Genomic DNA, 25,499 nt, shown 5'->3' on the forward strand with positions numbered 1-25,499 from the left:
ATGACCAAAGAACAGGACTTTTGGAATCGTATTTTAGAATTGGCTCATGCTCAGCTAAAACAGACAACTTATGATTTCTTTGTTGCTGAAGCCAAGCTTGTCAAAGTTGAAGAAAAGCAAGCTGTTATTTTCCTAGATAGTCCAGTAAAACAACTATTTTGGGAGCAAAACTTAGTAGGAGTTATTCTTACTGCAGGATTTGAGATTTTTAATGATCAGATTGCTGGAAAATATATTTTTGAAGAAGAAACTAACACTGAAACTCCGAAATCTGCAGTAACCAGTCCTCAAATCAGCACTGTTCAGCCAAGCTTGCCACCTATTGATACTGGCTTAAAGTCAAAATATACCTTTGATAATTTTGTTCAGGGAGACGGAAATATCTGGGCTAAAGCTGCTGCCTTAGCGGTATCTGAGAATCTAGCCACAACCTATAATCCTCTTTTTATCTATGGAGGACCTGGCCTGGGTAAAACTCATTTATTAAATGCTATTGGCAATCAAATTTTAGAAAATATTCCAGATGCGCGTGTCAAGTATATACCGGCTGAAACCTTTATTAACGACTTCCTTGAACATTTAAGATTGGGAGAAATGGATAGCTTTAAAAAAATCTATCGTAGTCTGGATCTTCTGCTGATTGATGACATTCAATCTTTAGGAGGAAAAAAGGTTTCAACTCAGGAAGAATTTTTCAACACTTTCAATGCTCTTCATGGTGAAAATAAACAGATTGTTTTAACCAGCGACCGCAGTCCTGATCATCTGGACAATTTGGAAGAACGCTTGGTAACACGTTTCAAATGGGGATTAACTCAAAATATTACACCGCCAGATTTTGAAACACGAATTGCAATTCTGCGAAACAAAATAGAAAATTTGGATTATATTTTCCCGAATGATACCTTGGAATACCTTGCAGGACAGTTCGACTCCAATGTCCGCGACTTGGAAGGTGCTTTGAATGATATCAGTCTCATCGCTAGAGTTCGTCATCTGAAGGAAATCACTATTGATATCGCTGCAGAGGCTATTCGAGCACGCAAACAAGATTCAAGCCAGGTAACAGTTATCCCGATTGACAAGATTCAGTCTGAAGTTGGGAAATTCTATGGTGTTAGTGTCAAAGAGATGAAAGGCAGCCGTCGAGTGCAAAATATCGTTTTAGCTAGACAGGTAGCTATGTATCTGACTCGTGAGCTGACTGACAACAGTCTACCTAAAATTGGTCGTGAGTTTGGCGGGAAAGACCATACGACTGTTATCCATGCACATGGAAAAATCAAAACCATGATTGAATCAGACGACAATTTACGTTTAGAAATTGAAAGCATCAAGAATAAAATTAAATAGTTTGTGGAAAACTACAGAATTTTTTCAAAACTTATCCACACTTTGTGAACAAGTCTCAAAACTTGTTAGAATAAGGATGAAGCTATTTTTCCACATAATTCACACAAACTACTATTACTATTAATATTATAATCATAAATAAAAAGGAGATCCCATGATTCATTTTTCTATTAATAAAAATCTCTTCTTACAAGCGTTAAATACTACTAAAAGGGCTATCAGCCATAAAAATGCAATTCCTATTCTTTCTACTGTAAAAATCGATGTTACCAAAGAAGGAATCACCTTAATCGGCTCGAATGGTCAAGTGTCGATTGAAAACTTTATTTCTACTCAAAATGAAAATGCAGGCTTGCTTGTCAACTCAACAGGCTCAATTTTATTAGAAGCGACTTTCTTTATTAATGTTGTTTCCAGCTTGCCAGATATTATTTTGGATTTTAAAGAAATTGAACAAAAACAAATCGTCTTGACTAGCGGCAAATCAGAGATTACCCTGAAAGGAAAAGACGCTGACCAGTACCCACGAATCCAGGAAATTTCTGCCAGCAATCCCTTGGTTCTTGAAACAAAAATTCTCAAAGATGTCATTAACGAAACAGCTTTTGCAGCCAGTGTTCAGGAAAGCCGTCCAATTTTGACTGGTGTTCACTTTGTTTTGACAGATAACCGTTCTTTGAAAACAGTTGCGACAGACTCTCACAGAATGAGTCAAAAGAAAATTACTCTGGAGAAAAACGGAGATAATTTCGACGTAGTCATTCCAAGTCGCTCTTTACGTGAATTTACGGCTGTTTTTACCGATGAAATTGAAACGGTAGAGGTTTTCTTTGCTAACAATCAAATTCTTTTCAGAAGCGAAAATATCAGCTTCTACACCCGCCTCTTAGAAGGAAATTATCCAGATACAGATCGTTTGATTCCAACTGAATTTACGAGTGTCCTTACTTTTAATACTTCTGATTTACGTGCAGCTATGGAACGCGCTCGTCTCTTGTCTAATGCCACACAGAATGGAACAGTTAAACTGGAGATTGCAGGCGGTGTTGTCAGTGCCCATGTAAATTCACCAGAGGTCGGCCGTGTTAACGAAGAAATTGATACAGAAAGTGTAACTGGCGAAGATTTGACCATTAGCTTTAATCCAACTTATCTGATTGATGCTTTGAAGGCCATTGACAGTGAAAAAGTAACGATTAGTTTTATCTCATCCGTTCGTCCTTTCACCTTGGTACCGAGTGAAGACACAGAAAACTTTATTCAGCTGATTACACCTGTCAGAACTAATTAAGATGAAAAGCAGTGAGCCAAGTTAAAGATTTTTACTTCTTGGTCCTAAGGTCTTTTCATTTACAAAGTACGATAGATGCTTAAGTTTTCTTCCTGGACGACAATGATAGTTCCTTGAAAGGAGAAAAAAATGTATGAAATTGGTCATTTTGTAGAGATGAAAAAGCCACATGCCTGCACCATTAAAGCGACTGGGAAAAAGGCGAATCGCTGGGAAATCACAAGGGTTGGTGCAGATATCAAAATTCGTTGTACTAATTGTGAACATCTTGTAATGATGAGTCGTCACGATTTTGAAAGAAAAATGAAGAAAATAATAGATTGAACTAAAAAATCATCGTAAATGCTATTGTAGAAAACTAATTTGCATTGCTGAAGATTAGATTTAGATTTTTTTCTGATTTTTCAATCAAAAATGGATAGAACTTAAAAAGTCCTATCCATTTTGCTTTTATTTAAGATCTTCAAATTTACCGTCTTTAACTTCTTTATAACCTGCTTTTTCAAGTAATTTAGCAGTTTCTTTATAGCTGATATAATCCGCTTTTTGATTACCAGATGTTTGAAGAAGCTGTTTACTTTGTAGTTCTTCAATATCAGCTTTACTGAAATCAATTGTCAGTTTTTCAGTTAAATAATCATCTTTGTACTCGATTTTATGAGTTAATCCTTTGATACCCTCAATAGATTTAGCATAGGCTTCTGTCTGCTCTTTAGCAGTGTCTTTTGTCAAGCCAACTGGTTTATAGTAGAAGGTGTTGTTTGTTTCGTTTATAAGAAGCTCATCACCTTTATATTCAACAGTGATGCGGCTATCTTGTTTAGTATTTTGGTCAATCAGCTGGAAATAAGCTTTTTTAGGACTGCTGCAGGCAGCTAAAACAAACAAAGCGGAAACCGCAAGGAAGGAAAGAAAAAGTGTTTTGAAAGTATTCTTTTTCATTAGGGACTCCTTTAATAAGAATATTAGCTATATTATACCATTTTTTTCTTCAATTTATTTTACATTTTTGTAAAGAAAGCTAGAAAAAATAACTTAAATCCGCTGTTTAGGATAAGGATTTATGGTATAATGGTTTGGATTGAAAAGATGAATGGAGAAGATAAGAATGGCTTTGACAGCAGGAATCGTTGGTTTACCCAATGTTGGTAAGTCAACTTTATTTAATGCAATTACAAAAGCAGGTGCAGAAGCAGCTAATTACCCTTTTGCGACAATTGATCCAAATGTCGGGCGGGTAGAAGTTCCGGATGCTCGTTTAGATAAATTAACAGAACTCATCAAACCACAGAAGAAAGTCCCAACAACTTTCGAATTTACTGATATTGCTGGAATTGTGAAAGGTGCTTCAAAAGGAGAAGGACTAGGGAATAAATTCTTAGCCAATATTCGCGAAGTAGATGCTATCGTCCATGTAGTACGTGCCTTTGATGATGAAAATGTCATGCGGGAACAAGGCCGTGAGTCTGAATTTGTAGATCCAATGGCTGATATTGAGACCATTAATCTCGAATTGATTTTAGCAGACCTGGAAAGTATTAACAAACGTTATGCGCGCGTAGAGAAGATGGCTCGTACTCAAAAAGATAAGGATTCAGTGGCAGAATTTAATGTCTTACAGAAAATTAAGCCTGTCCTGGAAGATGGTCTGTCAGCTCGCACAATTGAATTCACAGAAGAAGAACAAAAAATCGTTAAAGGACTCTTTCTTTTAACGACTAAGCCGGTTCTCTATGTGGCCAATGTCAGTGAAGATGAGGTAGCAGATCCAGATAATATTGACTATGTGAAGCAGATTCGTGAATTTGCAGCTACAGAAAATGCTGAAGTTGTTGTCATTTCAGCGCGTGCAGAGGAAGAGATTTCTGAATTGGACGATGAAGATAAGTCAGAATTTCTGGAAGCTATCGGCTTGACAGAATCAGGTGTGGATAAACTGACCAGAGCAGCTTATCATCTGTTGGGACTTGGAACCTACTTTACAGCTGGTGAAAAAGAAGTGCGTGCCTGGACCTTTAAGCGTGGAATGAAAGCTCCTCAAGCGGCTGGTATTATTCACTCAGACTTTGAAAAAGGCTTTATTCGAGCAGTGACTATGTCTTATGATGACCTAGTGCACTATGGCAGCGAAAAAGCAGTTAAAGAGGCTGGACGTTTGCGCGAAGAAGGAAAAGAATATATCGTTCAAGATGGCGATATTATGGAATTTAGATTTAATGTGTAAAGTATTTGTAAAGTTTAAAAATTCTAGGTTGGAAATTTTTTTCCAGCCCTTTTGGCTTTTATAAAGGAGAAAAATGGTAAAGTTAATAGTCGGTCTGGGAAATCCAGGAGAAAAATATATCGAAACCAAGCATAATGTTGGTTTTATGCTGATTGACAAGATTTGTAAAGATCTTGATTTAAAGTTTACAGCTGATAAAATATTTCAAGCAGATATTGCCTCTACTTTTCTAAATGGTGAAAAAGTTTATTTTGTCAAACCAACTACATTTATGAATGAGAGCGGAAAGGCCGTTCAAGCTTTACTAGCATATTATGGTTTAGATATAGAGGATTTATTGGTCATCTATGATGATTTGGATATGGAAGTTGGTAAGATTCGTTTGCGCAGCAAGGGTTCAGCTGGTGGCCATAACGGTATTAAGTCTATTATCAAACACATTGGAAGTCAAGAGTTTAAACGGATAAAGATAGGGATTGGCCGTCCAAAAGAAGGCATGACAGTGGTTCACCATGTTCTAGGAAAATTTGATACAGATGATTATATAATGATTCTGAATACTCTTGATAAGGTTGACAATGCTGTAAATTATTATTTACAGTCAGGCAATTTTGAACAAGCAATGCAGAAGTATAATGGATAATAAAATGAACTTGATTGATTTATTTTGTCAAAACCAGCAAATTTCAGATTGGAAGAAAAATCTCCATAAAAGCAGCAGACAGTTGATAATGGGATTGTCTGCATCAACAAAAGCGATTACTATAGCGGCTGGATTAGAAGAAGCGGATAAAATCCTTGTGCTGACTTCTAGTCAAAATGAAGCAGATCGTTTGGCTAGTGATTTGATTTCTTTGTTGGGAGAAGACAAGGTCTATACGTTCTTAGCAGATGATACTCCTATAGCAGAATTTGTTTTTGCTTCACAGGAAAAAATATTTTCTAGATTAGATGCTCTAAACTTTTTAATAGACCATCAAAAGTCTGGAATTCTAGTTACTAATGTCGCAGCCAGCAAATTACTCTTGCCTGATTCTATTGATTTTAAAAATACCAATATAAATTTGACAGTTGGACAAGAATATGACCTAAATAATCTTGTAAAGATGTTGTCAAGATCAGGATACAAGAAGGTGTCTCAAGTTTTAAGTCAGGGAGAATATAGTCTAAGAGGAGACATCTTAGACATTTTTGAGCGCTCAGCAGAGGCACCTTATCGCCTGGAGTTTTTTGGCGATGAAATTGATGGTATTCGGATTTTCAATCCAGAAAATCAAACTTCAATCCAGAATATAGAAAGTATTTTGATTAAACCTGCTTCTGATATCCTGCTTTCTGAGAAAGATTATGCTCGAGGACGGGAAAATCTGGAAGCTATTTTAGAAAAAGCTGTTGATCCTGCTTTGAAATCTTACTTAGAAGAGCTACTAATAAGTGCCAAAGAGGAGTTCCATCATGCAGATATTCGTAAATTCCTTTCTTATTTTTATCAGAAAGAATGGACTATTTTAGACTATTTGCCTGTTCATAGTCCTGTATTTTTTGATGATTTTCAAAAAATTGTGGATCGGCATGCTCAATTTGAATTGGAAACAGCTGGCTTATTGACAGATGATTTACAAAAGTGTAAAGCTTTGTCAAGCCAAAAATATTTTGCAGATAAGTACCAAGATTATCGTCAATATAAACCAGCAACCTTCTTTTCAAGCTTTCAAAAAGGTTTGGGAAATCTGAAATTTGATGCTTTGTATCAATTCAATCAGTACCCAATGCAAGAATTTTTCAGTCAGTTTCCCTTGCTCAAGGAAGAAATTAATCGTTATAAAAAATCTGGCTATACAACAATCTTACAAGCAAATTCTTCGTCAGGTTTACAAAGTTTACATAAAAATTTACAGGAATATGGTATTCATTTAGACTATATAAAAGAGGCTGAGATTCACAAAAATGCAGTTCAGCTTATAGAAGGAAATCTTGTTCAAGGCTTTAATTTCGTAGATGAGAAAATTGTTCTTATTACAGAGTACGAAATTATTCACAAGAAAATAAAACGAAAAATCCGGCGTCAGAATATCTCAAATGCTGAACGACTGAAAGATTATAATGAGTTAGAAAAAGGGGACTATGTTGTCCATAATATTCATGGGATAGGACGTTATCTGGGAATAGAAACGATTGAAATCTCTGGTGTCCACCGTGATTATCTGACGATTCAATATCAAAATTCTGATCGTATTTCGATTCCAGTTGACCAGATTGATCTCCTATCAAAGTATGTTGCCAGCGATGGAAAAACACCTAAGGTAAATAAGCTTAATGACGGTCGTTTCCAGAAGAGTAAGCAAAAAGTTCAGCATCAGGTTCAGGATATTGCGGATGATTTGATTAAACTATATGCTGAACGCAGCCAGCTAAAAGGTTTTGCTTTCTCAGCGGATGATTCTAATCAAGAGGAATTTGACAATGATTTTCCCTATGTTGAAACAGAGGACCAGCTAAGAAGTATTCAGGAAGTGAAGAAGGATATGGAAAGCAGTCGTCCGATGGACCGCCTCTTAGTTGGTGATGTAGGCTTTGGGAAAACAGAAGTAGCTATGCGGGCTGCTTTTAAGGCTGTCAATGATCATAAACAAGTAGCTGTATTAGTGCCAACAACGGTTTTAGCTCAGCAGCACTATACTAACTTTAAAGAACGCTTTAATGATTTTGCGGTCAATGTTGAGGTACTCAGCCGTTTCAGGAGTAAGGCAGAACAAAAACAGACTTTGGATAAGCTGCAGAGGGGACAAGTTGACATTATCATTGGGACCCACCGACTCTTATCCAAAGATGTAGAATTTGCGGATTTAGGTTTGATCATCATTGATGAAGAGCAGCGTTTTGGAGTTAAGCACAAGGAAACATTAAAGGAATTGAAAAAGAAAGTTGATGTCCTGACCTTGACAGCAACTCCTATTCCTCGAACTCTTCATATGTCTATGCTGGGTATCCGAGATTTGTCAGTCATTGAGACCCCACCAACTAATCGCTATCCTGTTCAGACCTATGTTTTAGAAAGCAATCCTACAGTGATTCGAGAAGCTGTCTTACGTGAAATAGACCGAGGTGGACAGGTTTACTACCTTTACAACAAGGTTGACACAATCGAACAGAAAGTTTCAGAGTTAAGAGAGTTAATCCCAGAAGCTTCTATAGGCTATGTTCATGGTCAAATGAGTGAGATTCGTTTAGAAAATACTTTATTGGATTTCATCAATGGAGAATACGATATTTTAGTGACTACAACAATTATTGAAACTGGGGTTGATATCCCCAATGCCAATACTTTGTTTGTAGAAAATGCTGACCATATGGGGCTGTCAACCTTGTATCAACTTCGTGGACGGGTTGGCCGCAGCAATCGGATTGCCTACGCTTATCTAATTTACAGGCCAGATAAGATTCTAACAGAAGTTTCTGAAAAGCGTCTAGAGGCTATTAAAGGATTTACAGAGTTAGGTTCTGGATTTAAGATTGCTATGCGAGATTTGTCTATTCGGGGTGCTGGCAATATTCTAGGAAGTATGCAATCTGGCTTTATTGATTCTGTTGGTTTTGAGATGTACTCACAGCTTCTAGAAGAAGCCATTGCTAAAAAGCAGGGCAGAGAAAACAAGCGTCAAAAAAGCAATGCAGAGATTAATCTGCAGATTGATGCCTATCTTCCTAATGACTATATTTCTGATGAAAGACAGAAAATTGAAATTTACAAGAGGATTCGTGAGATTGACAGCCGTGTAAATTATGAAAATCTACAGAATGAATTGATTGATCGCTTTGGGGAGTATCCTGATGTTGTAGCCTATCTGTTGGAGATTGGACTTGCTAAGTCTTATTTAGATCAGGCTTTTGTAAAGTCAGTGGAACGCCAGCAGAATGCAGTAATTATTCATTTTGAGAAAATTTCTCAGCAGCTTTATCTGACGCAGGACTATTTTGAAGCACTTTCGATGACGAATTTAAAGGCTAGAATTGGTGAAAAAAATGGCTTGATTGAAGTGATTTTTGATGTGAGGAACAAAAAAGATTATGAGATTTTAGAAGGTCTGGTTAATTTTGGAGAAAAGATGCTGGAAATTAAACAGCGCAAGGCAGAATAAAGGTTACAATTCAGTGAAGTTTGGCTTTTTAAGCTCTATTTTTCTCAAAAAATGGTAGAATAATAAATTAAGAGAAAATGAGGTAATAGGATGAGATTAGATAAATATTTGAAAGTGTCACGGATTATCAAGCGACGTCCAGTGGCTAAAGAAGTAGCTGACAAGGGCCGAATAAAAGTGAACGGTATCTTGGCTAAGAGCTCAACAGATTTGAAAGTAGATGACTTGGTTGAAGTACGCTTTGGTAATAAACTCTTGACTGTAAAGGTTCTGGAGATGAAAGACAGTACCAAAAAAGAAGATGCAGCTAAAATGTACGAAATCGTCAGTGAAACAAGGATAGAAGAAGATGCCTAAAAATATCGTCCAACTCAATAATCGTTTTATTCAAGATGAAAATCAACGCCGTAGATATGTGGATCAGGAACGGCGGAAACGCAACCGTTTTATGGGCTGGGTTCTAATTTTGGTGATTCTCTTATTTATTCTACCTACCTATAATTTGTACCAGAGTTATCAAACCTTGCTGCAGCGTCGTGAACAGTATTCTAAACTGAAGGAGAAATATCAGACGCTCAGCGAAGAAAAGGTCTATCAATCAGATATAGCAACAAAGTTAAAAGATGATAGCTATGCTGCTAAGTATGCACGCGCTAAATACTCTTTTTCAAAAGAGGGTGAGTACATTTATACTATCCCAGATTTATTACCACAGTAGTTATGGAAGATTTATTAAAAACAATTGAGCAGTTCTTGGAATTTTCTGATGAAAAACTAGAAGGACTGTCTGAAAAAAATCAAGCTTTGAAACTTCAAGAAAATCAAGAGGAAAGGGGAAAACATGCGTAAGTTTTTGTTACTGATATTTTTGCTGCCAGCTTTATTTAGCAGTATCACAGTTATTAGTACCGAAAAAGATTTCGTATTAGACGAGGAAGAAAAATATCATTTTACAAGCACTGCGTATGGACGCTATTATGATAGTATCCCGACAAATCCTAATGTTTACGAAGAAACTCCTACATTTACAGATTCTACTCTGAGTAAGACTGCTGGAAAGCTAGTTCCAGACCAGCCAATCCAGATAACAGGATTTTATGTAAATGAAGAAGAAGTCCCGATTTTCAAACTGAAAAATGGGCAGTTTGTGATAGCGGACAAAAACACAATTTACGAAGATACTGTCCAGTCAATCGAAGATATCCATCAAGAAATGTGGTTGAAACCTGGTTTCATTCTCTATGATAAAGCCAATATCAACGGAGCTAAAAAAATCAATACAACGGTAGCTCCATATACAAAAGTAAACATTATTCAAATTGTCCAGACAGTCAAAGGAACTTATGCCCAGATTGAAGGACAGGGCTGGGTTTCTATGGAATTTCTGGATGAGACTGATAATCGAATGGACAAAGTTCAAGAAATTTTGAGCAGTAAGTATAACAAGGCGGACTACTCTATCTATGTCAAACAGCTGGACACAGGCAAAGAAGCAGGTATCAATCAAAATCAAGAGATGTATTCGGCCAGTGTGACCAAACTGCCTTATCTTTACTATGTGCAGGAACAGCTGGATCAGAAAAAACTTTCGTTAGATCAGAAGTTCAAGTATATTGGAGCAGTCAATGATTTTGCAGGTGCTTACGAACCAGAAGGAAGTGGCAGTATTGCTAAGTCAGCTGATGACAAGGAATATTCAGTTCAGGATTTGATAAATCGAGTGGCCAAAGAATCAGATAATGTCGCCCACAATATTTTAGGCTATTATGCAACCAATCAATCTGATAAAAATTTTCAACAGACTATCAACAAAATAGCTGGAAAGAAATGGGATGTGGAAGAAAGACAAGCATCTTCACGTATGGCTGGAAATGTTTTGGAAGCTATCTATGAGCAAAATGGCATGATTATCGATGCCTTGTCTCAGACAAATTATGATAATCAGCGGATTTCTAAAAATATTGATGCTAAAGTGGCTCATAAAATTGGTGACGCCTATGATTTCAAGCATGATGCTGCGATTGTCTATGCAGATTCTCCTTTTATCATTGTCATTTTTACTAATAATTCAAACTACGATAACATTTCTCAGATAGCAGACGATGTCTATGGAGTCCTGAAATGATTAAGCAAGAATTTCTTAAAAAAATGCAGGAGAAAAAGTATTTCCAAGACCATCAAAAAGTTTTGGTTGCTGTATCAGGTGGACTGGATTCTATGACGTTGCTACAGCTGTTGATTGATTCTCAAAAAGAACTAGCTATCGAGCTTGCGATTGCTCATGTCAATCACAAACAGCGGCCAGAGTCAGATCAAGAAGAAAAGGCATTAGTAAAGATTGCGGAACAGCTTGGTGTAAAGATTTTTACATCAAGTTTTTCTGGTAATTTTTCAGAAAATGCTGCTCGGCAATTTCGTTATGATTTTTTCGAGAAAGTGATGCAAGAGGAACACTATACAGCTTTGGTAACTGCCCACCACGCAGATGACCAAGCTGAGACTGTTTTTATGCGGCTATTGCGTGGAGCTAGACTTCGCCATCTGTCTGGTATGAAAGCTGTCCAGTCTTTTGCTTGCGGGGAGCTGATTCGTCCTTTGTTTACTTTTCATAAGTCAGACTTTCCAGATATTCAGCATTTTGAAGATAGCAGTAATTTTCAAAATGACTATCTCAGAAATCGAATTCGCAATCTTTATCTGCCGGATCTAGAAAAAGAAAATCCGCAATTTAAGGATTCTTTGCGGTATCTGGGAAAGGAAATCGAAGATTGGCAGACCGCTTTGTCTCACTTGACCAGAGATTTAGATATAGAAAATGTACAAGTCTTTCATCAGCAAATCCCCCAGGTTCAACGTTTTCTATTGCAGAACTATCTCGAAAATTTTCCTGGGATGAATCTGAGCAAGCAGCAGTTTGAGGAGGTTTTGAACATCCTGCGGACTAAGGCCAATTATCAGCACACTTTGAAAAAAGACTATGAGCTTGTTAAAGATTACCAGCGTTTTGAAATTAAAAAAATCAGTCGTAAGCCCGATTTAAAAATGGATTCAATTTTGTTAGAATTTGAGAATCTGATTGAGTTTGGGCATTATCGATTTTCATTTGGGATTCCTTTGAATGGTGAAAATATCCAGAAAATTTTTGTTTCGCGTGAAACTTCGCTGACACTTCGTTTCCGAAAAGAGGGAGACAGTATTTTGCTGAATGATCATCACAAGAAACTTCGTCGTCTTTTTATTGATAAGAAGGTTTCTTTTGAAGAACGGAATTCATCTGTAGTAGTTGAACAAAATCATCAAATTTTAGCGATCTTAAATATTGCTATCAGTGATTTGAGTAAGGCATTAAAAAGTGATATAATGAGTACTGTACTTTATATTCAGAAAATAGATGGGTAAAATTATGCTAGAACAAGATATCAAAAAAATATTGATTTCCCATGATGAAATCGTGGATGCTGCAAAAAAGCTTGGTCAGCAATTAACCAAAGACTACCAAGGTAAAAATCCAATTTTTGTTGGAATTTTAAAAGGTTCCGTGCCTTTTATGGCTGAGCTAATCAAGCATATTGACACACATATTGAGCTTGATTTTATGTTGGTCTCCAGCTACCATGGTGGTACTGCCAGCTCAGGTGTGATTAATGTTATTAAAGACATTGATCAAGATATCACAGGACGTGATATTTTATTTGTTGAGGATATTATTGATACTGGTCAGACTTTAAAAAATCTATGCAATTTGTTTAAGGAAAGAAATGCTGCATCAGTAAAAATTGCTACACTTTTGGATAAACCAGAAGGCCGTGTTGTTGAAATTGATGCAGATTATACATGTTTCACAATTCCAAATGAATTTGTTGTTGGATATGGATTAGATTACAATGAGAACTATCGTAATATTCCATATATTGGTATTTTGAAAGAAGAAGTTTATACAAAATAAAGGTTTACTATTAATAGATGAAAAATAAGCAAAACAATGGTTTTATAAAAAATCCATTTCTCTATATTCTGATTATTGTTGTCCTAGTGACAGGGTTTCAGTATTTCTTCTCAGGAGATACTGGCGGTCGCAGCCAGCAAATAAATTACACAGAATTAGTGAAGGAAATTAAGGAAAATAATGTCACAGAGATGAGCTACCAGCCAAATGGCAGTGTCGTCGAGATTTCAGGTACTTACAAAACACCTCAGGAATCGAAAGAAGATACAGGGATTTTATTTTTCACTCCAAACATTTCTAAAGTAGAAAAATTCACAAGTATTATTTTACCGTCAGATATTACAATTTCTGATTTACAAAAATTAGCCTCTGAGCATAACACTGAAATCAGCATAAAGCGCGAAAGTTCAAGCGGAATGTGGATTACAATCCTCACTTCCATCGTTCCTTTTGTGATTGTCATCTTCTTCTTTATGTCCATGATGAATCAAGGTGGAGGCAGTGGTGCCCGCGGTGCCATGAATTTCGGGCGCAATAAAGCGCGTGCTGCTAACAAAGAAGATATTAAAGTTCGTTTCTCGGATGTAGCTGGTGCCGAAGAAGAAAAACAAGAGCTAGTAGAAGTTGTTGAGTTTTTGAAAGATCGGAAACGTTACACCAAACTAGGTGCTCGTATTCCTGCCGGTGTCCTTCTGGAAGGCCCTCCAGGAACTGGTAAAACCTTGCTTGCTAAGGCAGTTGCTGGAGAAGCAGGTGTTCCTTTCTTCAGTATCTCAGGTTCCGACTTTGTAGAAATGTTTGTTGGGGTCGGAGCAAGCCGTGTCCGTTCTTTGTTTGAAGATGCGAAAAAAGCAGCTCCTGCTATTATCTTCATCGATGAAATCGATGCAGTCGGTCGTCAGCGTGGTGTTGGCCTTGGCGGTGGTAACGATGAGCGGGAGCAAACTCTCAATCAGCTCTTGATTGAAATGGATGGTTTCGAAGGCAATGAAGGAATCATTATCATTGCGGCTACTAACCGTTCAGATGTATTGGATCCAGCCTTGCTGCGTGCTGGCCGTTTTGACAGAAAAGTCTTGGTCGGCCGTCCTGATGTTAAAGGTCGGGAAGCTATTCTTCGTGTTCATGCTAAGAATAAGCCGCTGGCTAAAAATGTTGATTTGAAATTAGTCGCTCAGCAGACACCAGGTTTTGTTGGTGCTGATTTGGAAAATGTCTTGAATGAAGCTGCTTTGGTTGCTGCTCGTCGTAACAAGAAAGTCATTGATGCAGATGATATTGATGAAGCAGAAGACCGGGTAATCGCAGGACCTTCTAAGAAAGATAAGATGGTGTCTGAACGTGATCGTCAGATGGTTGCTTATCATGAAGCTGGACATACTATTGTTGGTTTGGTATTGTCAAATGCGCGTGTCGTACATAAGGTAACCATCGTACCTCGTGGGCGCGCTGGCGGATATATGATTGCCCTACCCAAGGAAGACCAAATGCTTCTATCTAAAGAAGATATGAAAGAGCAATTAGCTGGTCTTATGGGTGGTCGTGTGGCTGAAGAAATTATATTTAATGTGCAGACAACGGGTGCTTCTAATGACTTTGAACAGGCAACTCAGATGGCCCGCAGTATGGTAACAGAGTATGGAATGAGCGAAAAACTTGGTCCGGTTCAATACGAAGGAAACCATGCTATGTTTGGTGCAGCCAGTCCTCAAAAATCAATTTCAGAACAGACAGCATATGAGATTGACGAAGAAGTAAGAGAACTTCTTAATGAAGCACGTAACAAAGCTGCAGAGATTATTCAGTCCCATCGTGAAACTCATAAATTGATTGCCGAAGCGCTTCTTAAATATGAAACTTTGGATAGCAATCAGATTAAATCATTGTATGAAACTGGCAAAATGCCAGAAGAGTCTGAACTTGAATTAGATAAAGAAGCTCATGCACTTTCTTATGATGAAATTAAAACGAAAATGGAAGAAAAAAGTTCCGAGTAGAAGAAGTTGGAGAAATTCCAACTTTTTTCTCTTTTTCTGAAATAATTATTGACAAAGGAAGAAAAGCTGATATAATGGAATATGTTCTGCAGAGGGACAAAAAATGGTCCGTTGGTCAAGGGGTTAAGACACCGCCTTTTCACGGCGGTAACACGGGTTCGAATCCCGTACGGACTATATAATCCGCCATAGCTCAGTTGGTAGTAGCGCATGACTGTTAATCATGATGTCGTAGGTTCGAGTCCTACTGGCGGAGCTAGGTTTAAAAAATCAAATGTGTAAGCATTTGATTTTTTTCTTGCTTTTATACTTCGCGCAATCCTCCCAAATGACTAAATATGTGCCTGAAATGACTTAAAAATAGTTATTCGAGTCAGAAGAGCTCCTAAAATATGCTTTTTAGAAGAAAGAGACCATCTTGCTTTCTATTTACAGTAGAATAAAGCCAAGTAAAATTTAAGGAGGAACTATGGATTTTAGAACTACTTATGAGAAGGTGAAATGGATAGTTTGGAAGTGTAAGAAAGACTATTATATTCATTTGTGGGAACATAGTGATTGGGAGCAAGAAGGAATGTTGGTTTTATACGAACTTCTGCTTAAAGAAAAAGGAATTGAAAACGATGAGGAAAAACTCTATCGTTATTTCAAAACAAAATTCAGAAATCATATACATGATAAAATTCGTAAACAAGAAAGCCAAAAGCGAAAATTGGACCGCCAGCCTTATGAAGAAGTGAGTGAGATTGGACATCGTTTGAAATCAAAAGAATTGTTTCTGGATGAGTTAGTTGCCTTCAGAGAAGCGATTGACAATTATAAAAGAACTCTTGATGATGTCGGATTGGATAACTACCAGAGATTGATGAGCAATGAGCGTTTTAAAGGAAGAAGAGCTATGCTCAAAGATTTGAAAAATCACTTAAAAGATTTTCAAGATAATACGATTTTATAATGATCAAACTTGATGAGTCACAATCTGTTTTAATAGAACAGGTTCGACTATCAAGTTTTTTTATCAAGAAAAAAACGAAAAAAGATTAAAAAAGGTATTGACAGGGTTAGGGTATAGGTGATATACTAATATAGTTGTCGCGAAAGACAAAGCCCTTTGAAAACTGAACAAGACGAACCAAGTGCAGGGTGACATAGAGATATGTAACCTGTCAAAAAAACGAGAAAATAAATCTGTCAGTGGACAGTAATGAGTGCGAACTCAAACTTTTTAATGAGAGTTTGATCCTGGCTCAGGACGAACGCTGGCGGCGTGCCTAATACATGCAAGTAGAACGCTGAAGAGAGGAGCTTGCTCTTCTTGGATGAGTTGCGAACGGGTGAGTAACGCGTAGGTAACCTGCCTGGTAGCGGGGGATAACTATTGGAAACGATAGCTAATACCGCATGATATTAATTATCGCATGATAATTAATTGAAAGATGCAATTGCATCACTACCAGATGGACCTGCGTTGTATTAGCTAGTTGGTGAGGTAACGGCTCACCAAGGCGACGATACATAGCCGACCTGAGAGGGTGATCGGCCACACTGGGACTGAGACACGGCCCAGACTCCTACGGGAGGCAGCAGTAGGGAATCTTCGGCAATGGGGGGAACCCTGACCGAGCAACGCCGCGTGAGTGAAGAAGGTTTTCGGATCGTAAAGCTCTGTTGTAAGAGAAGAACGGGTGTGAGAGTGGAAAGTTCACACTGTGACGGTATCTTACCAGAAAGGGACGGCTAACTACGTGCCAGCAGCCGCGGTAATACGTAGGTCCCGAGCGTTGTCCGGATTTATTGGGCGTAAAGCGAGCGCAGGCGGTTAGATAAGTCTGAAGTTAAAGGCTGTGGCTTAACCATAGTATGCTTTGGAAACTGTTTAACTTGAGTGCAGAAGGGGAGAGTGGAATTCCATGTGTAGCGGTGAAATGCGTAGATATATGGAGGAACACCGGTGGCGAAAGCGGCTCTCTGGTCTGTAACTGACGCTGAGGCTCGAAAGCGTGGGGAGCAAACAGGATTAGATACCCTGGTAGTCCACGCCGTAAACGATGAGTGCTAGGTGTTAGGCCCTTTCCGGGGCTTAGTGCCGCAGCTAACGCATTAAGCACTCCGCCTGGGGAGTACGACCGCAAGGTTGAAACTCAAAGGAATTGACGGGGGCCCGCACAAGCGGTGGAGCATGTGGTTTAATTCGAAGCAACGCGAAGAACCTTACCAGGTCTTGACATCCCTCTGACCGCTCTAGAGATAGAGTTTTCCTTCGGGACAGAGGTGACAGGTGGTGCATGGTTGTCGTCAGCTCGTGTCGTGAGATGTTGGGTTAAGTCCCGCAACGAGCGCAACCCCTATTGTTAGTTGCCATCATTGAGTTGGGCACTCTAGCGAGACTGCCGGTAATAAACCGGAGGAAGGTGGGGATGACGTCAAATCATCATGCCCCTTATGACCTGGGCTACACACGTGCTACAATGGCTGGTACAACGAGTCGCAAGCCGGTGACGGCAAGCTAATCTCTGAAAGCCAGTCTCAGTTCGGATTGTAGGCTGCAACTCGCCTACATGAAGTCGGAATCGCTAGTAATCGCGGATCAGCACGCCGCGGTGAATACGTTCCCGGGCCTTGTACACACCGCCCGTCACACCACGAGAGTTTGTAACACCCGAAGTCGGTGAGGTAACCGTAAGGAGCCAGCCGCCTAAGGTGGGATAGATGATTGGGGTGAAGTCGTAACAAGGTAGCCGTATCGGAAGGTGCGGCTGGATCACCTCCTTTCTAAGGAGTCCGTAAGGACACACGGAATGCACTTGAGTCTTGTTTAGTTTTGAGAGGGCTATGTGGGGCCTTAGCTCAGCTGGGAGAGCGCCTGCTTTGCACGCAGGAGGTCAGCGGTTCGATCCCGCTAGGCTCCATTATCTAGTTTGACTAGATAAAGAACTTGTCCATTGAAAATTGAATACCGATATCAAATAGTAACAAGAAAATAAACCGAAAACGCTGTGAATATTAATGAGTTTAAGACTGAAAGGTCAAAAATAAGGTTAAGTTAGTAAGGGCGCACGGTGGATGCCTTGGCACTAGGAGCCGATGAAGGACGTGACAAACGACGAAATGCCTCGGGGAGCTGTAAGTAAGCACTTGATCCGGGGATGTCCGAATGGGGGAACCCAACAGGTTGATGCCTGTTACCCATTTCTGTTAAGGGAATGAGGAGGAAGACGCAGTGAACTGAAACATCTAAGTAGCTGCAGGAAGAGAAAGCAAAAGCGATTGCCTTAGTAGCGGCGAGCGAAGAGGCAGGAGGGCAAACCGAAGAGTTTACTCTTCGGGGTTGTAGGACTGCAATGTGGACTCAGAATTTATAGAAGAATGACTTGGGAAAGTCTGCCAAAGAGAGTAAGAGCCTCGTATTTTAAATAGATTCTGTACCTAGCAGTATCCTGAGTACGGCGGGACACGTGAAATCCCGTCGGAATCTGGGAGGACCATCTCCCAACCCTAAATACTCCCTAGTGACCGATAGTGAACCAGTACCGTGAGGGAAAGGTGAAAAGCACCCCGGGAGGGGAGTGAAATAGAACCTGAAACCGTGTGCCTACAACAAGTTCGAGCCCGTTCATGGGTGAGAGCGTGCCTTTTGTAGAATGAACCGGCGAGTTACGTTATGATGCGAGGTTAAGTTGAAGAGACGGAGCCGTAGGGAAACCGAGTCTGAATAGGGCGTTTTAGTATCATGATGTAGACCCGAAACCATGTGACCTACCCATGAGCAGGTTGAAGGTGCGGTAAAACGCACTGGAGGACCGAACCAGGGCACGTTGAAAAGTGCTTGGATGACTTGTGGGTAGCGGAGAAATTCCAAACGAACTTGGAGATAGCTGGTTCTCTCCGAAATAGCTTTAGGGCTAGCGTCGACATGAAGATTCTTGGAGGTAGAGCACTGTTTGGGTGAGGGGTCCATCCCGGATTACCAATCTCAGATAAACTCCGAATGCCAATGAATTATGGTCGGCAGTCAGACTGCGAGTGCTAAGATCCGTAGTCGAAAGGGAAACAGCCCAGACCACCAGCTAAGGTCCCAAAATAATTGTTAAGTGGAAAAGGATGTGGGGTTGCACAGACAACTAGGATGTTAGCTTAGAAGCAGCTATTCATTCAAAGAGTGCGTAATAGCTCACTAGTCGAGTGACCCTGCGCCGAAAATGTACCGGGGCTAAAACAATTTACCGAAGCTGTGGATACCTTTTATAGGTATGGTAGGAGAGCGTTCTATGTGTGGAGAAGGTGTACCGTGAGGAGCGCTGGAACGCATAGAAGTGAGAATGCCGGTATGAGTAGCGCAAGACAGGTGAGAATCCTGTCCACCGTAAGACTAAGGTTTCCAGGGGAAGGCTCGTCCGCCCTGGGTTAGTCGGGACCTAAGGAGAGACCGAAAGGTGTATCCGATGGCCAACAGGTTGAGATTCCTGTACTAGAGTATGAAGTGATGGAGGGACGCAGTAGGCTAACTCGTGCGTACGATTGGATGTACGTCTAAGCAGTGAGGCGTGGTATGAGTCAAATGCTTATACCTATAACGTTGAGCTGTGATGGGGAGCGAAGTTTAGTAGCGAGTGAGTGATGTCACACTGCCAAGAAAAGCTTCTAGCGTTGTATCATACTCTACCCGTACCGCAAACCGACACAGGTAGTCGAGGCGAGTAGCCTCAGGTGAGCGAGAGAACTCTCGTTAAGGAACTCGGCAAAATGACCCCGTAACTTCGGGAGAAGGGGTGCTGACTTTGGTCAGCCGCAGTGAATAGGCCCAAGCAACTGTTTATCAAAAACACAGCTCTCTGCTAAATCGTAAGATGATGTATAGGGGGTGACGCCTGCCCGGTGCTGGAAGGTTAAGAGGAGTGCTTAGCGGTAACGCGAAGGTATGAATTGAAGCCCCAGTAAACGGCGGCCGTAACTATAACGGTCCTAAGGTAGCGAAATTCCTTGTCGGGTAAGTTCCGACCCGCACGAAAGGCGTAATGATTTGGGCACTGTCTCAACGAGAGACTCGGTGAAATTTTAGTACCTGTGAAGATGCAGGTTACCCGCGACAGGACGGAAAGACCCCATGGAGCTTTACTGCAGTTTGATATTGAGTGTCTGTGCCACATGTACAGGATAGGTAGGAGCCTATGAGATCGGGACGCCAGTTTCGATGGAGGCGTTGTTGGGATACTACCCTTGTGTTATGGCCACTCTAACCCGGTAGGTTTATCATCTACGGAGACAGTGTCTGACGGGCAGTTTGACTGGGGCGGTCGCCTCCTAAAAGGTAACGGAGGCGCCCAAAGGTTCCCTCAGACTGGTTGGAAATCAGTCGCAGAGTGTAAAGGTATAAGGGAGCTTGACTGCGAGAGCTACAACTCGAGCAGGGACGAAAGTCGGGCTTAGTGATCCGGTGGTTCCGCATGGAAGGGCCATCGCTCAACGGATAAAAGCTACCCTGGGGATAACAGGCTTATCTCCCCCAAGAGTTCACATCGACGGGGAGGTTTGGCACCTCGATGTCGGCTCGTCGCATCCTGGGGCTGTAGTCGGTCCCAAGGGTTGGGCTGTTCGCCCATTAAAGCGGCACGCGAGCTGGGTTCAGAACGTCGTGAGACAGTTCGGTCCCTATCCGTCGCGGGCGTAGGAAATTTGAGAGGATCTGCTCCTAGTACGAGAGGACCAGAGTGGACTTACCGCTGGTGTACCAGTTGTTCTGCCAAGAGCATCGCTGGGTAGCTATGTAGGGAAGGGATAAACGCTGAAAGCATCTAAGTGTGAAACCCACCTCAAGATGAGATTTCCCATAACGCAAGTTAGTAAGAGCCCTGAGAGAAGATCAGGTTGATAGGTTAGGAGTGGAAGTGTGGTGACACATGGAGCGGACTAATACTAATCGCTCGAGGACTTATCCTAGAATAAGAAATTCATCAGAGTGCAGCGAATGGTTTAGAGAAATGTGAGATTTGATATTGTATTCAATTTTGAGTTGACAAGGCTTGTCTGAGAGGACAGGACAGTTAATTCAATAGTTAAGTGACGATAGCCTAGGAGATACACCTGTACCCATGCCGAACACAGCAGTTAAGCCCTAGAACGCCGGAAGTAGTTGGGGGTTGCCCCCTGTGAGATATGGTAGTCGCTTAGCGAAGGGAGTTTAGCTCAGCTGGGAGAGCATCTGCCTTACAAGCAGAGGGTCAGCGGTTCGATCCCGTTAACTCCCATATTCTGAAAAGAATAGGTCCCGTAGTGTAGCGGTTATCACGTCGCCCTGTCACGGCGAAGATCGCGGGTTCGATTCCCGTCGGGACCGTTGAAGTCGAGAAGATTTCAATAAAAGTAAGAGACTCGTTAGCTCAGTTGGTAGAGCATTTGACTTTTAATCAAAGGGTCACTGGTTCGAGCCCAGTACGGGTCATAAGAGCGGGTTTGGCGAAATTGGCAGACGCACCAGATTTAGGATCTGGCGCTTTAGGGCGTGGGGGTTCAAGTCCCTTAACCCGCATATAAGATAATAATGAGCCGGCTTAGCTCAGTTGGTAGAGCATCTGATTTGTAATCAGAGGGTCGCGTGTTCAAGTCATGTAGCCGGCATTTTTGAATAGGATGCGAACGTAGTTCAGTGGTAGAACATCACCTTGCCAAGGTGGGGGTCGCGGGTTCGAATCCCGTCGTTCGCTTGAGGCGGCCGGGGTGGCGGAACTGGCAGACGCACAGGACTTAAAATCCTGCGATTGGTAACGATCGTACCGGTTCGATTCCGGTCCTCGGCATAGACTTGTAAGAGGCAGTAGAAGAAGATGAGCACCCTTAGCTCAACTGGATAGAGTACCTGACTACGAATCAGGCGGTTAGAGGTTCGACTCCTCTAGGGTGCATTAAGTAATAACTTAAGTTCGGGAAGTAGCTCAGCTTGGTAGAGTACTTGGTTTGGGACCAAGGTGTCGCAGGTTCGAATCCTGTCTTCCCGATAGATGGCGGTGTAGCTCAGCTGGCTAGAGCGTCCGGTTCATACCCGGGAGGTCGGGGGTTCGATCCCCTTCGCCGCTATAATGATCTTGTCGGACCTTTAGCTCAGCTGGTTAGAGCTCTCGGCTCATAACCGAGTGGTCGTAGGTTCAAGTCCTACAAGGTCCATAGTTATCTTGGAGGATTACCCAAGTCCGGCTGAAGGGAACGGTCTTGAAAACCGTCAGGCGTGTAAAAGCGTGCGTGGGTTCGAATCCCACATCCTCCTTAGGGACGAATAGTATTGACGCGGGATGGAGCAGCTAGGTAGCTCGTCGGGCTCATAACCCGAAGGTCGTAGGTTCAAATCCTGCTCCCGCAATAATTGGCTCGGTAGCTCAGTTGGTAGAGCAATGGATTGAAGCTCCATGTGTCGGCGGTTCGATTCCGTCTCGCGCCATACATTATCATAGTGGTGATGCGGGTGTAGTTTAGTGGTAAAACTACAGCCTTCCAAGCTGTTGTCGCGAGTTCGATTCTCGTCACCCGCTTTGAACGAAAGTTCATACCAAGTTTTTGAACTTGGGCGCGTAGCTCAGGTGGTTAGAGCGCACGCCTGATAAGCGTGAGGTCGGTGGTTCGAGTCCACTCGTGCCCATTAAATATTGGAGAATTACTCAAGAGGCTGAAGAGGACGGTTTGCTAAATCGTTAGGTCGGGTAACCGGCGCGGGGGTTCGAATCCCCCATTCTCCGTATGAATAAGGAGTTTAGCATTTGCTATCTCCTTTTCTTATACTTTCTTGTCCTGTTTAGTGAGGTTTTTCTGATGAATCGATTTAAAAAGTCTAAGTTTCTGCTTTCTTTTTTTGTATTAGTTGTTGCAATGACGATACTTATCTTATCTACCTCTTCAAGTTGGTTTGTATCAACTACTTCAAATATTATTTCATTGGTAGATAGACTTGTTGGCTCTCCTTTTGCTTTTGTAGCTGATAAAAAAGAAGAAATGTCAGATTTGATGTCTACTTATAGAGAGAATCAACAGCTCAAGAAGAATCTTTATAAGGTTGAGGAAAAGGCTGGGAAGGCAGATTCCTTAGAAGATGAAAATGAGCAGTTGCGAAAACTTTTGGAATTTAAAGAGACTGATAAAAATCAAGTTCAAATTGCCAGCGAAGTGATTGCCCGTACGCCAGCATCCTGGAAAAATGAGCTGACTATTGACAAGGGGACATCTGATAATGTGACAGATGCTATGCTAGTAGTCGCTAATGGTGGTCTAGTAGGAAGTGTTTCTGAAACTAGTAGTCAGTCTAGCTTAGTTTCTCTACTGACTAACGAGGAAAACTCAACTAAAATTTCTGTTAGAATTCAAACGAAGTCTGGTCCAATTTATGGGATTATTACGGGTTATGATGCAAAAAACTCTGCTTATATCATCAGTCAGTTAAATAGTGCTGAAGATATAAAAGAGGGAGATGAGGTGGCAACCAGTGGCTTGGGTGCTTATAATGCAGAAAATATTCCTGTCGGTAAGGTACTTTCCGTGTCAGAGGCTAAGGATCAGTTAAACAAGATTGTTCTGGTTAAGCCAGCTGCGGATTTGTCGGATATCCGTGCTGTAATGTTGGTAGGGAACTGATATGAGAGATATTAAAGAACATCTTTTGACTCCTATTATTTTATTTTTTGTCTTATTGATAGACGGACAAATTTCGACTTTTCTGGCTAATATTCTGCCTTTGCAATGGCACCTAGTCAGTCATTTTATCTTTATTTTCATGCTTTTTGTTTCCATCAACCTCTCTAAAAACTATAATATTCTATTATTTTGCTGTCTGGGGCTGATTTACGATGTTTATTATTTTCATACCATCGGTATTGCTCTTATTCTTTTTCCTCTTTTAAGTCTCTTGGTTTGTCAGTCTAGTTCGACTATGCTTTTAAATAAATTTACTCGCTTTTTATCTGTTCTGATTCTTGTATTTTTATTTGAATTAACCAGTTTTGCTTTTGCAGTATTTTTGAATCTTTCTAGTCTGAATTTGCAGGATTTTGTCCTTAGCAGTTTAGTACCGACTATCCTTCTCAATGGCCTGATATTCCTCATTTTTCAGCCTATTTTCGAAAAAATGTATTTATGATAAACAAGAAATAAAAATGTAATAAAGGCGTAACATATGATACAGCATTTTCTGGTATACTAGTTAATGTCTTATAAGAAGGAGTGTATTATTTTTATGAAGAAAAAACTACTCACATCAATTTTATTGAGTACGGTTATCCTTTCACAAGGAGCTGCACTTGTGAGCGTTAAAGCGGAGACAACTGATGAAAAGATTGCTGCACAAGACAGCAAGATTAACAGTTTGACAGAGCAACAACAATCAGCTCAAGCACAAGTTAACGAGATTCAAGGACAAGTATCTGCTATTCAAAAGCAACAAGAAGAGCTTAAAGCAGAAAATGAAAAATTGTCTGCTGAATCTGCAAAGCTTTCTGCAGAGATTGACGAACTGTCTAAAAATATTGTAGCTCGCAATGAGTCACTTGCAAATCAAGCACGCAGTACTCAAACAAATGGAACTGCTACTAGCTACATCAATACAGTTGTAAATTCTAGCTCTATCACAGAAGCTATCTCTCGTGTAGCAGCTATGAGCGAAATTGTTTCAGCAAATAATAAAATGTTGGAACAACAAAAGAAAGATAAAGAAGTAATTGCTGAAAAGCAAGTTGCGAATAATGAAGCTATCAATACTGTAATTGCTAACCAAGAGAAGTTAGCTGATGATGAGCAAGCTTTGGCAACAAAACAAGCTGAACTGAAAGCAGCTCAGGCAAGTCTTGCAGCTGAAAAAGCAACTGCTGAAAACGAAAAGAATTCTCTTCTTGAAGAAAAAGCAGCAGCTGAAAAAGCAGCAGCTGAAGCAGCAGCTCGTGAAGCAGCTTATAAAGCAGAGCAAGAATCAAAACGCCAAGCAATTGAAGCTTCAGGAAATACTACCCTGCAAGCTCAAGTTCAAGCAGTTGTTAATTCAGCTCCAGCAGCTGAAGCAGCGGCTCCAGCAGCACCTGCAGTAACTCAATCTGTTGCCCGTGCAAATAGACCAGTTTATAGCTCATCTGCCTCTTCTTATCCAGTAGGTCAATGTACATGGGGTGCTAAGACATTAGCTCCTTGGGCTGGCGATTACTGGGGTAATGGTGGACAATGGTCTGCAAGTGCAGCAGCAGCAGGCTTCCGTGTTGGTTCACAGCCAGAAGTTGGAGCGATTGCATGTTGGACTGACGGTGGATACGGACACGTTGCAGTAGTAACAGCTGTTCAATCTACTACAAGCATCCAAGTATCAGAAGCAAACTATCTTGGACAACAATCAATCGGTAACTACCGTGGATGGTTTAATCCAACAACTGCACAAGGTACAGTTTCATATATCTATCCGAACTAATCAGTAAAAAGCGCCTCTGGCGTTTTTTATTTTTAATTGAAAAATCAACTGAAAAAAGTTACAATGGTAGTTGGGAAAAGTTGTAATTGGACAATGAAAGACGATTTAGAATCTGGAGGGAAT

General features: G+C 40.6%; 18 protein-coding genes, 20 tRNA genes and 3 rRNA genes. 40 read left to right on the top strand and 1 reads right to left on the bottom strand.

Going from position 1 to position 25,499, the window contains the following annotated elements; all coding sequences use genetic code 11:
* The 3 genes from dnaA (at window position 1) to MFP28_RS00015 (ending at window position 2,968) form a co-directional block, all read left to right on the top strand.
* Window positions 1–1,353, top strand: coding sequence for a chromosomal replication initiator protein DnaA (dnaA, locus tag MFP28_RS00005; protein WP_002907628.1), 1,353 nt, complete (start codon window positions 1–3; stop codon window positions 1,351–1,353).
* A gap of 154 nt (window positions 1,354–1,507) precedes the next feature.
* Window positions 1,508–2,644, top strand: a complete 1,137-nt coding sequence (gene dnaN, locus MFP28_RS00010; protein ID WP_002907629.1) for a DNA polymerase III subunit beta — start codon at window positions 1,508–1,510, stop codon at window positions 2,642–2,644.
* A 129-nt stretch (window positions 2,645–2,773) separates the two neighbouring features.
* On the top strand, window positions 2,774–2,968 hold the full coding sequence (locus MFP28_RS00015) for a DUF951 domain-containing protein (RefSeq protein WP_002894296.1): 195 nt from the start codon (window positions 2,774–2,776) through the stop codon (window positions 2,966–2,968).
* Window positions 2,969–3,094: 126 nt separating this feature from the next.
* Here the strand turns inward: MFP28_RS00015 and MFP28_RS00020 are convergent, their stop codons facing one another.
* Window positions 3,095–3,586 (bottom strand): DUF1307 domain-containing protein, encoded by a 492-nt coding sequence (locus MFP28_RS00020; protein ID WP_002894297.1) that lies wholly within the window; start codon window positions 3,584–3,586, stop codon window positions 3,095–3,097.
* Window positions 3,587–3,752: 166 nt separating this feature from the next.
* Between MFP28_RS00020 and ychF the strand changes: the two genes are divergently transcribed.
* The 37 genes from ychF (at window position 3,753) to pcsB (ending at window position 25,376) form a co-directional block, all read left to right on the top strand.
* Window positions 3,753–4,868: a redox-regulated ATPase YchF gene (gene ychF, locus MFP28_RS00025; RefSeq protein WP_032907115.1), complete on the top strand. Its 1,116-nt coding sequence runs from the start codon at window positions 3,753–3,755 to the stop codon at window positions 4,866–4,868.
* A gap of 73 nt (window positions 4,869–4,941) precedes the next feature.
* The gene (pth, locus tag MFP28_RS00030) at window positions 4,942–5,511 is read left to right on the top strand and encodes an aminoacyl-tRNA hydrolase (protein ID WP_002907631.1); all 570 of its coding nucleotides are present in this window, start codon (window positions 4,942–4,944) and stop codon (window positions 5,509–5,511) included.
* A complete protein-coding gene (gene mfd, locus MFP28_RS00035; RefSeq protein WP_002907632.1) occupies window positions 5,504–9,007 on the top strand; it encodes a transcription-repair coupling factor in 3,504 nt (1,167 codons plus the stop codon). The genes pth and mfd overlap by 8 nt, the downstream gene beginning before the upstream one ends.
* 90 nt (window positions 9,008–9,097) lie before the next feature.
* Window positions 9,098–9,364: an RNA-binding S4 domain-containing protein gene (locus MFP28_RS00040; RefSeq protein WP_002894302.1), complete on the top strand. Its 267-nt coding sequence runs from the start codon at window positions 9,098–9,100 to the stop codon at window positions 9,362–9,364.
* On the top strand, window positions 9,357–9,725 hold the full coding sequence (locus MFP28_RS00045) for a septum formation initiator family protein (RefSeq protein WP_002894303.1): 369 nt from the start codon (window positions 9,357–9,359) through the stop codon (window positions 9,723–9,725). Before MFP28_RS00040 ends, MFP28_RS00045 begins: the two co-directional genes overlap by 8 nt.
* Before the next feature lie 2 nt (window positions 9,726–9,727).
* The gene (locus MFP28_RS00050) at window positions 9,728–9,856 is read left to right on the top strand and encodes an SP_0009 family protein (protein WP_002894304.1); all 129 of its coding nucleotides are present in this window, start codon (window positions 9,728–9,730) and stop codon (window positions 9,854–9,856) included.
* Window positions 9,849–11,132, top strand: a complete 1,284-nt coding sequence (locus MFP28_RS00055) for a serine hydrolase (protein WP_002907633.1) — start codon at window positions 9,849–9,851, stop codon at window positions 11,130–11,132. The genes MFP28_RS00050 and MFP28_RS00055 overlap by 8 nt, the downstream gene beginning before the upstream one ends.
* On the top strand, window positions 11,129–12,406 hold the full coding sequence (gene tilS, locus MFP28_RS00060; protein WP_002907634.1) for a tRNA lysidine(34) synthetase TilS: 1,278 nt from the start codon (window positions 11,129–11,131) through the stop codon (window positions 12,404–12,406). The genes MFP28_RS00055 and tilS overlap by 4 nt, the downstream gene beginning before the upstream one ends.
* Before the next feature lie 4 nt (window positions 12,407–12,410).
* Entirely contained in the window at window positions 12,411–12,953 is a 543-nt protein-coding gene (gene hpt / locus MFP28_RS00065) for a hypoxanthine phosphoribosyltransferase (protein WP_032908267.1), read from the top strand.
* 17 nt (window positions 12,954–12,970) lie between these two features.
* Complete coding sequence (gene ftsH / locus MFP28_RS00070; RefSeq protein ID WP_002907636.1) at window positions 12,971–14,950, top strand: ATP-dependent zinc metalloprotease FtsH; 1,980 nt, start codon at window positions 12,971–12,973, stop codon at window positions 14,948–14,950.
* 105 nt (window positions 14,951–15,055) lie between these two features.
* Window positions 15,056–15,127, top strand: a tRNA-Glu gene (locus tag MFP28_RS00075).
* Window positions 15,128–15,132: 5 nt separating this feature from the next.
* Window positions 15,133–15,206 (top strand) — tRNA-Asn (locus MFP28_RS00080).
* Window positions 15,207–15,419: 213 nt separating this feature from the next.
* On the top strand, window positions 15,420–15,905 hold the full coding sequence (locus MFP28_RS00085; RefSeq protein WP_002894314.1) for a sigma-70 family RNA polymerase sigma factor: 486 nt from the start codon (window positions 15,420–15,422) through the stop codon (window positions 15,903–15,905).
* 269 nt (window positions 15,906–16,174) lie between these two features.
* A 16S ribosomal RNA gene (locus MFP28_RS00090) occupies window positions 16,175–17,722 on the top strand.
* A gap of 64 nt (window positions 17,723–17,786) precedes the next feature.
* A tRNA-Ala gene (locus MFP28_RS00095) sits at window positions 17,787–17,859 on the top strand.
* A 127-nt stretch (window positions 17,860–17,986) separates the two neighbouring features.
* A 23S ribosomal RNA gene (locus MFP28_RS00100) occupies window positions 17,987–20,887 on the top strand.
* 116 nt (window positions 20,888–21,003) lie between these two features.
* A 5S ribosomal RNA gene (rrf, locus tag MFP28_RS00105) occupies window positions 21,004–21,119 on the top strand.
* The 16S, 23S and 5S rRNA genes sit together here with 18 tRNA genes alongside, the layout of an rRNA operon.
* Before the next feature lie 3 nt (window positions 21,120–21,122).
* Window positions 21,123–21,195, top strand: a tRNA-Val gene (locus tag MFP28_RS00110).
* Window positions 21,196–21,211: 16 nt separating this feature from the next.
* Window positions 21,212–21,284 (top strand) — tRNA-Asp (locus MFP28_RS00115).
* A gap of 32 nt (window positions 21,285–21,316) precedes the next feature.
* Window positions 21,317–21,389 (top strand) — tRNA-Lys (locus MFP28_RS00120).
* Between the two features lie 5 nt (window positions 21,390–21,394).
* Window positions 21,395–21,476 (top strand) — tRNA-Leu (locus MFP28_RS00125).
* A 16-nt stretch (window positions 21,477–21,492) separates the two neighbouring features.
* A tRNA-Thr gene (locus MFP28_RS00130) sits at window positions 21,493–21,565 on the top strand.
* 14 nt (window positions 21,566–21,579) lie between these two features.
* Window positions 21,580–21,651 (top strand) — tRNA-Gly (locus tag MFP28_RS00135).
* A gap of 7 nt (window positions 21,652–21,658) precedes the next feature.
* A tRNA-Leu gene (locus MFP28_RS00140) sits at window positions 21,659–21,744 on the top strand.
* Between the two features lie 31 nt (window positions 21,745–21,775).
* A tRNA-Arg gene (locus MFP28_RS00145) sits at window positions 21,776–21,849 on the top strand.
* A gap of 19 nt (window positions 21,850–21,868) precedes the next feature.
* A tRNA-Pro gene (locus MFP28_RS00150) sits at window positions 21,869–21,942 on the top strand.
* Window positions 21,943–21,947: 5 nt separating this feature from the next.
* Window positions 21,948–22,021, top strand: a tRNA-Met gene (locus tag MFP28_RS00155).
* Window positions 22,022–22,034: 13 nt separating this feature from the next.
* Window positions 22,035–22,108, top strand: a tRNA-Ile gene (locus MFP28_RS00160).
* A 10-nt stretch (window positions 22,109–22,118) separates the two neighbouring features.
* A tRNA-Ser gene (locus MFP28_RS00165) sits at window positions 22,119–22,208 on the top strand.
* 19 nt (window positions 22,209–22,227) lie between these two features.
* Window positions 22,228–22,301: transfer RNA gene (locus tag MFP28_RS00170), tRNA-Met, on the top strand.
* Between the two features lie 5 nt (window positions 22,302–22,306).
* Window positions 22,307–22,379: transfer RNA gene (locus MFP28_RS00175), tRNA-Phe, on the top strand.
* A 20-nt stretch (window positions 22,380–22,399) separates the two neighbouring features.
* Window positions 22,400–22,470 (top strand) — tRNA-Gly (locus MFP28_RS00180).
* A gap of 33 nt (window positions 22,471–22,503) precedes the next feature.
* Window positions 22,504–22,577: transfer RNA gene (locus MFP28_RS00185), tRNA-Ile, on the top strand.
* A 9-nt stretch (window positions 22,578–22,586) separates the two neighbouring features.
* A tRNA-Ser gene (locus MFP28_RS00190) sits at window positions 22,587–22,674 on the top strand.
* Between the two features lie 73 nt (window positions 22,675–22,747).
* Window positions 22,748–23,563 (top strand): rod shape-determining protein MreC, encoded by an 816-nt coding sequence (gene mreC, locus MFP28_RS00195; RefSeq protein ID WP_032916309.1) that lies wholly within the window; start codon window positions 22,748–22,750, stop codon window positions 23,561–23,563.
* A gap of 1 nt (window position 23,564) precedes the next feature.
* Window positions 23,565–24,065 carry a rod shape-determining protein MreD gene (gene mreD, locus MFP28_RS00200; RefSeq protein WP_002907638.1) on the top strand — a complete coding sequence of 167 codons (501 nt, stop codon included), beginning with the start codon at window positions 23,565–23,567 and terminating at the stop codon, window positions 24,063–24,065.
* 96 nt (window positions 24,066–24,161) lie between these two features.
* Window positions 24,162–25,376, top strand: a complete 1,215-nt coding sequence (pcsB, locus tag MFP28_RS00205; RefSeq protein ID WP_009660204.1) for a peptidoglycan hydrolase PcsB — start codon at window positions 24,162–24,164, stop codon at window positions 25,374–25,376.
* The last annotated feature ends 123 nt before the right edge of the window (window positions 25,377–25,499 follow it).

The organism is Streptococcus sanguinis, from assembly GCF_050234405.1.
Lineage (GTDB): Bacteria > Bacillota > Bacilli > Lactobacillales > Streptococcaceae > Streptococcus > Streptococcus sanguinis_W.

Bases quoted from the DNA above. Each gene is read 5' to 3' on its own strand.
- MFP28_RS00055 (WP_002907633.1), top strand. From the start codon at position 9,849: ATGCGTAAGTTTTTGTTACTGATATTTTTGCTGCCAGCTTTATTTAGC.
- MFP28_RS00020 (WP_002894297.1), bottom strand. From the start codon at position 3,586: ATGAAAAAGAATACTTTCAAAACACTTTTTCTTTCCTTCCTTGCGGTT.
- MFP28_RS00085 (WP_002894314.1), top strand. From the start codon at position 15,420: ATGGATTTTAGAACTACTTATGAGAAGGTGAAATGGATAGTTTGGAAG.
- pth (WP_002907631.1), top strand. From the start codon at position 4,942: ATGGTAAAGTTAATAGTCGGTCTGGGAAATCCAGGAGAAAAATATATC.
- mreC (WP_032916309.1), top strand. From the start codon at position 22,748: ATGAATCGATTTAAAAAGTCTAAGTTTCTGCTTTCTTTTTTTGTATTA.
- tilS (WP_002907634.1), top strand. From the start codon at position 11,129: ATGATTAAGCAAGAATTTCTTAAAAAAATGCAGGAGAAAAAGTATTTC.
- dnaA (WP_002907628.1), top strand. From the start codon at position 1: ATGACCAAAGAACAGGACTTTTGGAATCGTATTTTAGAATTGGCTCAT.
- MFP28_RS00015 (WP_002894296.1), top strand. From the start codon at position 2,774: ATGTATGAAATTGGTCATTTTGTAGAGATGAAAAAGCCACATGCCTGC.
- MFP28_RS00050 (WP_002894304.1), top strand. From the start codon at position 9,728: ATGGAAGATTTATTAAAAACAATTGAGCAGTTCTTGGAATTTTCTGAT.
- dnaN (WP_002907629.1), top strand. From the start codon at position 1,508: ATGATTCATTTTTCTATTAATAAAAATCTCTTCTTACAAGCGTTAAAT.
- ychF (WP_032907115.1), top strand. From the start codon at position 3,753: ATGGCTTTGACAGCAGGAATCGTTGGTTTACCCAATGTTGGTAAGTCA.
- ftsH (WP_002907636.1), top strand. From the start codon at position 12,971: ATGAAAAATAAGCAAAACAATGGTTTTATAAAAAATCCATTTCTCTAT.
- MFP28_RS00045 (WP_002894303.1), top strand. From the start codon at position 9,357: ATGCCTAAAAATATCGTCCAACTCAATAATCGTTTTATTCAAGATGAA.
- mreD (WP_002907638.1), top strand. From the start codon at position 23,565: ATGAGAGATATTAAAGAACATCTTTTGACTCCTATTATTTTATTTTTT.
- hpt (WP_032908267.1), top strand. From the start codon at position 12,411: ATGCTAGAACAAGATATCAAAAAAATATTGATTTCCCATGATGAAATC.
- mfd (WP_002907632.1), top strand. From the start codon at position 5,504: ATGGATAATAAAATGAACTTGATTGATTTATTTTGTCAAAACCAGCAA.
- pcsB (WP_009660204.1), top strand. From the start codon at position 24,162: ATGAAGAAAAAACTACTCACATCAATTTTATTGAGTACGGTTATCCTT.
- MFP28_RS00040 (WP_002894302.1), top strand. From the start codon at position 9,098: ATGAGATTAGATAAATATTTGAAAGTGTCACGGATTATCAAGCGACGT.